8 protein-coding genes are annotated in these 7,843 nt (G+C 57.6%); 2 read left to right on the top strand and 6 right to left on the bottom strand.

Annotated elements, in window-relative coordinates:
* Positions 1–488 precede the first annotated feature (488 nt).
* Both purH and purD read left to right on the top strand, forming a co-directional pair.
* Positions 489–2,078, top strand: a complete 1,590-nt coding sequence (purH, locus tag A3466_RS07625) for a bifunctional phosphoribosylaminoimidazolecarboxamide formyltransferase/IMP cyclohydrolase (protein ID WP_049138094.1) — start codon at positions 489–491, stop codon at positions 2,076–2,078.
* Between the two features lie 15 nt (positions 2,079–2,093).
* Complete coding sequence (gene purD, locus A3466_RS07620) at positions 2,094–3,386, top strand: phosphoribosylamine--glycine ligase (protein WP_063450077.1); 1,293 nt, start codon at positions 2,094–2,096, stop codon at positions 3,384–3,386.
* A 47-nt stretch (positions 3,387–3,433) separates the two neighbouring features.
* On the opposite strand, the gene A3466_RS07615 is transcribed toward purD, so the two are convergent.
* The 6 genes from A3466_RS07615 to nudC all read right to left on the bottom strand — a co-directional run bounded on the left by A3466_RS07615 (position 3,434) and on the right by nudC (position 7,786).
* Positions 3,434–4,126: a DUF1481 domain-containing protein gene (locus tag A3466_RS07615; RefSeq protein WP_028015109.1), complete on the bottom strand. Its 693-nt coding sequence runs from the start codon at positions 4,124–4,126 to the stop codon at positions 3,434–3,436.
* Positions 4,127–4,137: 11 nt separating this feature from the next.
* Positions 4,138–4,410, bottom strand: a complete 273-nt coding sequence (gene hupA, locus A3466_RS07610; protein WP_002445246.1) for a nucleoid-associated protein HU-alpha — start codon at positions 4,408–4,410, stop codon at positions 4,138–4,140.
* 186 nt (positions 4,411–4,596) lie between these two features.
* On the bottom strand, positions 4,597–5,187 hold the full coding sequence (locus A3466_RS07605) for a YjaG family protein (RefSeq protein WP_022646712.1): 591 nt from the start codon (positions 5,185–5,187) through the stop codon (positions 4,597–4,599).
* Positions 5,188–5,228: 41 nt separating this feature from the next.
* Complete coding sequence (gene nfi, locus A3466_RS07600) at positions 5,229–5,900, bottom strand: deoxyribonuclease V (RefSeq protein WP_010425928.1); 672 nt, start codon at positions 5,898–5,900, stop codon at positions 5,229–5,231.
* A gap of 9 nt (positions 5,901–5,909) precedes the next feature.
* Entirely contained in the window at positions 5,910–6,974 is a 1,065-nt protein-coding gene (gene hemE / locus A3466_RS07595; protein ID WP_028015107.1) for a uroporphyrinogen decarboxylase, read from the bottom strand.
* A 38-nt stretch (positions 6,975–7,012) separates the two neighbouring features.
* Positions 7,013–7,786, bottom strand: coding sequence for an NAD(+) diphosphatase (nudC, locus tag A3466_RS07590; RefSeq protein WP_049138089.1), 774 nt, complete (start codon positions 7,784–7,786; stop codon positions 7,013–7,015).
* Positions 7,787–7,843: the final 57 nt, after the last annotated feature.

Here is a 7,843-nt window from a genome sequence, read left to right as displayed (position 1 = left end):
CGTCTTGCGACGTTAAGAATCCATGTCACTTTGAGTGCCCACACAGATTGTCTGATAAATTGTTAAAGAGCAGTTGCGACGCGCTTCAGCGCTCTGTCGCGAGGTGGCGTATATTACGCTTTCCTCTTTCAGAGTCAACCCGTTATTTCAGGATTTTTTCTCTTCAACCGACCGCGTTGTCTGTGAAGTGATTCACATCCGCCGTGTCGATGGAGGCGCATTATAGGGAGTTCTCCGCAGGCCGCAACCGCTAAATGACAGAAAAATGACTGACTGCTGCATTCCCCAGCAAAACCCCGCCTTATACCCTTTTACACACAGAGTTATCCACAGCGCTTCGAAAAAGTGAAAATATGCGAGCGTTGCGCAAACGTTTTCGTTAAAATGCTCGCGCTTAACAAGGAGGCCTCGTCAGGTGTGTTAGATGAGTTTTTCGCTGGAAAATTCATCTAACGCTCTCTGTAATCGTGAAATCCAGGGGATTTACCATGCAACAACGTCGTCCAGTCCGCCGCGCTCTGCTCAGTGTTTCTGATAAAGCCGGTATCGTCGAATTCGCTCAGGCACTTTCCGCACGCGGTGTGGAGCTGCTTTCTACAGGCGGTACCGCTCGCCTGTTAGCAGATAAAGGTCTGCCGGTAACCGAAGTGTCCGACTACACCGGTTTCCCGGAAATGATGGATGGACGCGTCAAAACCCTGCATCCGAAGGTACACGGCGGCATTCTGGGCCGTCGCGGTCAGGACGACGGCATTATGGAACAGCATGACATCGCGCCTATCGATATGGTCGTTGTTAACCTCTATCCGTTTGCCCAGACCGTCGCCCGCGAAGGCTGCTCTCTGGAAGATGCGGTTGAGAATATTGATATCGGCGGCCCAACCATGGTGCGCTCCGCGGCGAAGAACCATAAAGATGTGGCCATCGTGGTGAAGAGCAGCGACTACAGCGCCATTATTAATGAGATGGATGCTAACGACGGCTCCCTCACTCTCGAAACGCGTTTCGACCTCGCCATCAAAGCCTTCGAACACACCGCCGCGTACGACAGCATGATCGCCAACTACTTCGGTAGCCTGGTTCCTGCCTACCATGGTGAAAGCAAAGATCCCTCTGGCCGCTTCCCGCGCACCCTGAACCTGAACTTCATTAAGAAGCAGGATATGCGTTACGGTGAGAACAGCCACCAGCAGGCTGCCTTCTATATAGAAGAAGAGGTAAAAGAAGCCTCCGTTGCGACCGCCCAGCAGGTTCAGGGCAAAGCCCTTTCCTATAACAACATTGCTGACACCGACGCCGCGCTGGAATGCGTGAAAGAGTTCAGCGAGCCGGCCTGCGTTATCGTCAAGCACGCCAACCCGTGCGGCGTTGCGGTAAGCACCTCTATTCTGGATGCCTACGATCGCGCCTACAAAACCGACCCGACCTCCGCGTTCGGCGGCATTATCGCCTTCAACCGCGAGCTGGATGCCGAAACCGCGCAGGCCATCATCTCCCGCCAGTTTGTCGAAGTGATCATCGCGCCGTCCGCATCAGAAGAAGCGCTGAAAATCACTGCGGCAAAACAGAACGTGCGCGTGCTGGTTTGCGGTCAGTGGGCGGAACGCGTGCCGGGCCTGGACTTCAAGCGTGTGAACGGCGGTCTGCTGGTTCAGGATCGCGATTTGGGTATGGTGACAGAAGCTGACCTGCGCGTGGTGACCAAACGTCAGCCGACCGAACAGGAGCTGCGCGACGCGCTGTTCTGCTGGAAAGTGGCGAAGTTCGTGAAGTCTAACGCCATTGTTTACGCCAAAGAGAACATGACCATCGGAATAGGCGCAGGCCAGATGAGCCGCGTTTACTCTGCGAAAATTGCCGGTATCAAAGCAGGCGACGAAGGCCTGGAAGTGAAAGGCTCTGCCATGGCCTCTGACGCCTTCTTCCCGTTCCGTGACGGTATTGATGCTGCGGCTGCGGTGGGCATCACCTGTGTGATCCAGCCTGGCGGCTCTATCCGCGATGACGAGGTGATTGCCGCTGCCGACGAACACGGCATCGCAATGATCTTTACCGACATGCGCCACTTCCGCCATTAATTCCCGGAGCAGAAAATGAAAGTATTAGTGATTGGTAATGGCGGGCGCGAGCACGCTCTGGCGTGGAAAGCGGCGCAGTCCCCGCAGGTGGAAACCGTCTTTGTGGCACCGGGTAACGCCGGTACGGCGCTGGAACCCGCGCTGCAAAACGTCGCCATCGGCGTAACCGATATCCCGGCGCTGCTGAGCTTTGCCCAGACCGAGAACATCGATCTGACCATCGTGGGCCCGGAAGCGCCGCTGGTGATTGGCGTCGTAGACGCCTTCCGCGCCGCTGGCCTGAAAATCTTCGGCCCAACGGAAGGTGCCGCACAGCTGGAAGGCTCAAAAGCCTTCACCAAAGATTTCCTCGCGCGTCATAACATTCCGACGGCGGAGTATCAGAACTTCACCGACGTCGAGCCCGCGCTGGCTTACCTGCGTGAAAAAGGCGCGCCGATTGTCATCAAAGCCGACGGTCTGGCCGCCGGGAAAGGCGTTATCGTGGCGATGACGCTCGAAGAAGCCGAAGCGGCCGTTCAGGATATGCTGGCAGGCAACGCTTTTGGCGACGCGGGCCACCGAATCGTGATCGAAGAGTTCCTCGACGGCGAAGAGGCGAGCTTTATCGTGATGGTCGACGGCGAGCACGTTCTGCCGATGGCCACCAGCCAGGATCACAAGCGCGTGGGCAATGGCGATACCGGCCCCAACACCGGCGGGATGGGCGCTTACTCCCCTGCTCCCGTTGTTACCGATGAGGTGCATCAGCGCACCATGGACCGCATCATCTGGCCTACCGTGAAGGGCATGGCGGCGGAAGGTAACACCTATACCGGCTTCCTCTACGCAGGCCTGATGATCGACAAGCAGGGCAACCCGAAGGTGATCGAATTCAACTGCCGCTTTGGCGATCCGGAAACCCAGCCGATCATGCTGCGCATGAAATCCGACCTGGTGGATCTGTGCCTGGCGGCCTGCGAAGGCAAGCTGGACGAGAAAACCTCAGAGTGGGACGAGCGCGCGTCTCTGGGCGTAGTGATTGCTGCGGGTGGCTATCCGGGGAACTACAGCACTGGAGATGAGATCCACGGCCTGCCGCTGGAAGAGATTGACGGCGCGAAGGTGTTCCACGCCGGGACAAAGCTGGCTGACGACGACCGTGTGCTGACCAACGGCGGCCGCGTGCTGTGTGCGACCGCACTGGGCCAGACCGTGGCAGAAGCGCAGAAACGCGCCTATGCGCTGATGGCGGATATTCACTGGGACGGCAGCTTTAGCCGTCAGGATATCGGTTATCGTGCCATTGCGCGGGAGCAGGGGGAGTAATTTCCCCCTCACCCTAACCCTCTCCCTCAAGGGAGAGGGAACTTAAATCAAAAACTTTTCTCTGTCGGCTGCCAGGTGCAGAAGTCTTCGTTCGCCACCAGCAGCAGCTGAGAGCCTTCCGGCGCCTCAAGCCACGCCACGCTCACTTCCATAGACGAATGCCGCTGACGGCGCTGAATGTGTTCGGTTGCCCAGGATTCAAGCTCAGGCTTTACGGTCTGCCCTTCGCAGGTGGTCACCGTGCCATCGGCATGCCAGCGCCCCTGGCGCAGCACCACGCGGCCCTGACGCAGCGCGTCGCTGGTCTGACGGAGCTGTTCGGCGCGGTAGCGGTAAAGGGCGACCTGATCGCTGGAAAGCTGCTGTTTCAACCCACTGACTTCATGCTGCATAAAGCTCAGCTCGCCGTGGTCGTCGAAACGCACCTTCACGTGTTCGGGGGTCTTGCTGTAGATGTTCAGTTCAATCAGCGACAGCGCATCGCCCTGCCAGCGGTACTCTGCGGTCGAGGTGTTGCCGTTATGCCACGGGCTGAACGCGGTAAGCATATGGACTTCATCGCTGGAATCTTTGCGCCAGATCCTGACCGCGCCCTGGTTGTCAGCGTAGCCGCTGGCGGTAAACGGGGGGAGTGAGGAATCATGGCTACAGGCAGACAGCAACAGTACGCCTGCCAGCGCGAGCGTTCCACGCCAGAATGACAAAAGGGGCGTTGCCGCCCCTTCGTTAAAACTGTTCACTGCCACGCGTCTTACTTAACTGCGTCTTTCAGTGCTTTACCAGAAACAAATGCCGGCACGTTAGCTGCGGCGATTTTGATTTCTTTACCGGTCTGCGGGTTGCGGCCAGTACGCTCAGCGCGGTGGTTCACTTTGAAGGTACCGAAACCAACCAGTTGTACAGCATCGCCTTCTTTCAGAGACTCAGTAATAGCAGCCAGGGTAGATTCCAGAGCAGCTTTAGCCTGCACTTTAGACAGATCAGCCTTGTCCGCAATTACATCAATCAGTTGAGTCTTGTTCATAAGTTATCCTTTCAATGTGTTTATCGCTTGCTAAGCATCGAGTGCGACGAAAATGCCAAAAAAGCACTCTCCTGCATACACGCACCGATAGCCACTTTTTTTCGCCCCCCAAATGTAGACCAGACGGGGGGCGAAAGGGAAGAGTCGAGGAGTGACAAAACAGGCGTTAAATCACGTTTTGTTGTCTCATTGGTTAAAAATTATACCAATATTGCTCTCACCGGCCTCACGCAGGTCCGCGCGCAGCCCTTTGATCAGCTCAATATCACGCTCTTCACACTCTGCCAGCAGGCGGAAAATCTCCCACTGAATGTCCCATTCCTGTTCAACCGCCGGGTTAGCACGCAGCTCTTCGTCGGTCATTTCGCGGCCTTCCTGCGTCATTTCCAGCATCGCGACGGTCGTGATGGACGCCTTACTGACTTCGATGGCGTGCTCCAGCGTTTCACCGCTCAGACGGGAGTGGATCAGCTCGCTCAACGCCACGCAGGCGTCGATAGCCGGATAAACGCCGTACAGGTCGTAATCGTCCGCCGCCGGGATCGCCTCTTCCAGCTTTTCCAGCTGTGAATCGAAGTTCACCTTTGCGTCTTTCACCGTCAGCGTCTCCCAGATTAAATCCAGGATACGTCGATAAATCTGGCCTTCGCCAAACTCCGTTTGCTTACAGAACGCGGCATAGTTGGGATACATGCGCTCGCACAGGCAAGCCATAAACGTCACGTGCTGCCAGCTTTCCAGCTTCTCAAGGCGCAGATGAATCGGGTTTTGTAACATGATGATGTCTCGAATCGAAAATTAGCCGCAGTTTACCTGAATCACGGCTGAATTTCCTGCCAACGAATGAATGCCGGACGTGAAGAGGCAACGGCGTCAGCCCAGCGGGTTGGCTCCGGTAATCGATAGCCCTTCATGCAGCGCTGCACCCACGCCAGCGCGCTGTCCATGCTCACCCGATGCCCGGTGGCAATAAACAGCGGATTACAGCGCGCTTTACTTCGCCAGACCCACGCCAGCTGCTCGCCTTTATGGATAAGCGGCGCCAGCGCGCCCGGTTCGGCAGAGAGCGGCTCAAACGCGCCGCACAGGCGTTTTTTCGCCACGCCGATGGTTGGCACGTCCACCAGCAGACCAAAATGGCTGGCGACGCCTAAGCGCCGCGGATGGGAGATACCGTGCCCATCGACAAACAGCAGGTCAGGTTTTTGCGAGAGTTGCTCCCACGCGGCCAGCAGCGCGGGGTATTCGCGGAAGGAGAGAAAGCCGGGAATATAGGGCATGGTGGTGGCGATACGCGCCACCTTGTACTCCACCAGCTCCAGCGACGGGTATTTCAGCACCACCATCGCCGCCCGCGTCACTTCACCGCCCTGCTCGAACCCGACGTCCGCCCCGCCAATGTACTGCGGGGGATCCTTATCCAGACGATCCTCGCGGATCACCGATGAAGCCAGTTCGATTTGCTGAGCGCGTAGCGACGCGAGATCCATAACCACTCCTTACTTGTGATACTGGGCAGAAAGCCGATGCACCGCCTCCACAAATACGCCTGCGTGTTCAGGCGGCACATCCTGATGAATGCCGTGGCCGAGGTTAAAGACGTGGCCTTCACCCTGGCCGAAACCAGACAGTATAGTCGACACTTCCTCTTCGATGCGGGCAGGCTGAGCATAGAGCATGGACGGGTCCATGTTGCCCTGTAGCGCCACTTTGTCGCCCACGCGACGGCGCGCATCGGCAATATCGGTGGTCCAGTCGAGGCCCAGCGCGTCGCAGCCGGTGGCCGCCATCGCTTCCAGCCATTGGCCGCCGCCTTTCGTGAACAGCGTTACCGGCACGCGGCGACCATCGTTTTCACGCAGCAGGCCATCGACGATTTTGTGCATGTAGTACAGGGAGAACTGCTGATAATCACGCCCGGTCAGCACGCCGCCCCAGGTGTCGAAAATCATCACCGACTGCGCGCCCGCTTTAATCTGCGCGTTGAGGTAGAGGGTGACGCTCTTCGCCAGCTTGTCGAGCAGCGCATGCAGCGCCAGCGGTTCGGCGTACATCATCTTTTTAATCATGGTGAAGGCTTTGCTGCTGCCGCCTTCAACCATATAGGTGGCCAGCGTCCACGGGCTGCCTGAGAAGCCAATCAGCGGCACTTCGCCCTTCAGCTCGCGGCGAATGGTGCGCACGGCGTTCATCACGTAGCCCAGCTCGCCTTCCGGATCGGGGATCGGCAGTTTATCGACGTCGGCTTTGCTTTTAATTGGGGAGGTGAAGCGCGGGCCCTCGCCGGTTTCGAAATAGAGTCCCAGGCCCATCGCGTCCGGAATGGTAAGAATGTCCGAAAAGAGAATGGCGGCATCCAGCGGGAAGCGGCGCAGCGGCTGGAGCGTCACCTCACAGGCCAGCTCGGCGTTTTTGCACAGCGACATAAAATCGCCCGCCTGCGCGCGCGTGGCTTTGTACTCTGGCAGATAGCGTCCCGCCTGGCGCATCATCCACACCGGTGTGACATCAACGGGCTGGCGCAGCAGCGCACGCAGATAACGATCGTTCTTCAGTTCGGTCATTTTGCAGTTCCTTATTGCGTCAGGCCGTCAGTGTAACACTACTCATACTCGGCCCGACACATTGCCACGGTATCTTCTATCAGGCGACGCGCCACCGTTCCCGGCGGGGGTAACAGCGGTAAATTGTCGTAGCGGTACCAGTTCGCCTCCAGCAGCTCTTTCTGGTCGATAACAATCTCGCCGCTGTCGTATTCCGCCATAAACGCGGTCATCAGGGACATCGGGAACGGCCACGGCTGGGAGGTCACGTAGCGCAGGTTCTTCACCTTGATGCTGCTCTCCTCCATCACCTCGCGCGCCACCGCCTGCTCCAGCGTTTCGCCTACTTCCACGAACCCGGCGAGGACGGTATGAATGCCGTTGCGATGACGGGTATGCTGCGCCAGCAGGATGGAATCATCACGGCGGATGGCGACGATGATGCACGGCGCGATTTGCGGATAGTAGCGTTCACGGCAGTGGCCGCAGAGCAGCGCCCATTCGGTTTTGCTTGGGTGCATGGTGTGCCCGCAATAACCGCAATATTTGTGCGAGCGGTAAAACTCCGCCAGCTGTACGCCGCGCCCCGCCAGCTGGAACAGGCCGACGTCCAGATCTAACACCTGACGTACGGATCCCATATCCTGACGGCGCGCCTGCTGGATCAACCACACGGGATCGCCCTGCCACTCGCCGATCTTCAGCGCGGACTGGCCCACCAGATCGAACGTTTCCGCGGCACCGTAGGGCAACTCTCCTGAGGGCAGCCATAATTTTTGTTCGTGGCTGACGATCCACCAACCCAGATCTGATTTTTCAATAATACGATCCATATCTATTGCACTACCTTCGCTTCACTGACATGTTGTTAGCATTGTGGTTACATTTTG

Source organism: Enterobacter genomosp. S (assembly GCF_001631805.1).
In the GTDB taxonomy this organism is placed as follows: Bacteria; Pseudomonadota; Gammaproteobacteria; order Enterobacterales; family Enterobacteriaceae; genus Enterobacter; species Enterobacter quasihormaechei.
The sequence above is the reverse complement of the archived record's forward strand: the minus strand, read 5'-3'. Positions and strand labels throughout refer to the sequence as shown.

Bases quoted from the DNA above. Each gene is read 5' to 3' on its own strand.
- nfi (WP_010425928.1), bottom strand. From the start codon at position 5,900: ATGGATCTCGCGTCGCTACGCGCTCAGCAAATCGAACTGGCTTCATCG.
- purH (WP_049138094.1), top strand. From the start codon at position 489: ATGCAACAACGTCGTCCAGTCCGCCGCGCTCTGCTCAGTGTTTCTGAT.
- hemE (WP_028015107.1), bottom strand. From the start codon at position 6,974: ATGACCGAACTGAAGAACGATCGTTATCTGCGTGCGCTGCTGCGCCAG.
- A3466_RS07605 (WP_022646712.1), bottom strand. From the start codon at position 5,187: ATGTTACAAAACCCGATTCATCTGCGCCTTGAGAAGCTGGAAAGCTGG.
- hupA (WP_002445246.1), bottom strand. From the start codon at position 4,410: ATGAACAAGACTCAACTGATTGATGTAATTGCGGACAAGGCTGATCTG.
- nudC (WP_049138089.1), bottom strand. From the start codon at position 7,786: ATGGATCGTATTATTGAAAAATCAGATCTGGGTTGGTGGATCGTCAGC.
- purD (WP_063450077.1), top strand. From the start codon at position 2,094: ATGAAAGTATTAGTGATTGGTAATGGCGGGCGCGAGCACGCTCTGGCG.